3 protein-coding genes are annotated in these 1,095 nt (G+C 47.4%); all 3 read right to left on the bottom strand.

What is annotated here, in order from left to right; genetic code table 11:
• Nucleotides 1-152 (bottom strand): P-II family nitrogen regulator (locus R7E78_RS24550; protein ID WP_318058398.1); only part of this gene is annotated, 152 nt, incomplete at its 3' end.
• Entirely contained in the window at nucleotides 142-933 is a 792-nt protein-coding gene (locus R7E78_RS24545; RefSeq protein ID WP_005496110.1) for a DUF1538 domain-containing protein, read from the bottom strand. The genes R7E78_RS24550 and R7E78_RS24545, both read right to left, overlap by 11 nt.
• The coding region (locus R7E78_RS24540) for a DUF1538 family protein (protein WP_318058397.1) at nucleotides 930-1,095 on the bottom strand (166 nt) is incomplete at its 5' end. The genes R7E78_RS24540 and R7E78_RS24545, both read right to left, overlap by 4 nt.

Here is a 1,095-nt window from a genome sequence, read left to right as displayed (position 1 = left end):
GTTAATCCAAAAAACGTCCGCTTCTGATTTAAACCTTGACCACGAGCATTATTGATCACGGTCGCCCCCGTTGCTCCTGCATCACGAGCCGCATCGAGCACCTTGTCTGTTTTGCTGTCTTCAACAAACGCAAGTATCAATTTAAAGCGCATTTTCTTCGTCCTCCGAGGTGTCTTTATTAAGCCACTGAGTAATTTGCGCATACCCCATTACGGATATCATTGGAAACAAACTGGCGAAGGCGATAAGCCCAAAGCCATCAATCATCGGATTCCTGCCTGGCACAGTTGACGCTAATCCTAGCCCAAGCGCCGTCACTAAAGGCACTGTCACGGTAGAGGTGGTGACACCACCTGAATCGTAGGCAAGTGGAATGATCAACTTAGGCGCATAAAAGGTTTGAATCACCACGACGATATACCCCGCAATGATGTAGTAATGAATCGGGTCGCCCACCACAATACGATAGCTGCCAAGCGCGATACCTATCGCTACGCCTAAAGCAACCGCAACTCGTAAGCCATTTACACTAATACTGCCACCAGACACTTGATTGGCTTTGATGGCCACTGCAATCAAAGATGGCTCAGCAATGGTCGTACTAAAGCCGATAAAAAAAGCAAAGGTGTACACCCAATAATAGTCGACCCACTCTAACGCCTGCCCAATAGAGACTTTAAACTCTCGGACGAATTCAGGAGCGGTCAACTGCACCGCCATTGTTTCGCCCAACGGAAACAATGCCATCTCCAAACCGAGTAAAAATAACGATAACCCAACAATGACATACGCAAAACCGAGCAACACTTTTTTGAGATTATTCACTGGGCGGCGCAGCACAGCCAATTGAAAGCCAAAAATAATCGCCGCAATCGGGAGCACATCACGAATGGTGGACAGCAACGTATCTAAGAAATGTTCGAATGAAATCATGTAACGGCCATCCCATAAATCATGACAAACATCATTGGCAGTAAAGAGGCAAACGCAATCAACCCAAAACCATCCACCATAGGGTTACGCCCTTTAATGGCCGAAGCTAACCCCACACCTAATGCCGTCACCAAAGGGACGGTAATCGTTGACGTGGTCACG

The organism is Vibrio sp. YT-19(2023) (genome assembly GCF_033337395.1).
This window is presented reverse-complemented; position numbering and strand designations above follow the sequence as displayed.

Coding starts and splice junctions, on each gene's coding strand:
- R7E78_RS24545 (WP_005496110.1), bottom strand. CDS start 933: ATGATTTCATTCGAACATTTCTTAGATACGTTGCTGTCCACCATTCGT.